Here is a 334-nt window from a genome sequence, read left to right on the forward strand (position 1 = left end):
GGCCGCGGTCGTCGGCAGCGAGCCGCCGCCGGTCAGGGTCAGCAGGACCAGGCCGAGCAGCAGGGCGCCGAGGCCGGTGAGCTGGGCGGGCCGCGCGCCCCAGCGGGCCACCAGGGGTTGTGTCAGCACGGAGCAGGCCAGCACGGCACCGACGATCCCGCCGACGACGGCCAAGTTGTCGATCCCGGCCTGCCGGTTCAGCGTCGTGGGGATGACCGCGAGGAACAACCCGGCGGCGGTCCAGGCGAGGAACCCGGTCGCGGCCGCGGTGCCGAACAGTCGCCGCCGTCCGGCCGGGATGCGCGGCCGGGTGGGGCGCCACCGCCCCGGGTGT

Annotated in this window: 1 pseudogene; it reads right to left on the reverse strand. The window is 77.2% G+C overall.

Annotated elements, in window-relative coordinates:
* A pseudogene (locus SACPADRAFT_RS32400) lies at nt 1–334 on the reverse strand (MFS transporter); the annotation flags it as partial.

It is taken from the genome of Saccharomonospora iraqiensis subsp. paurometabolica YIM 90007 (assembly GCF_000231035.2).
Lineage (GTDB): Bacteria > Actinomycetota > Actinomycetes > Mycobacteriales > Pseudonocardiaceae > Saccharomonospora > Saccharomonospora paurometabolica.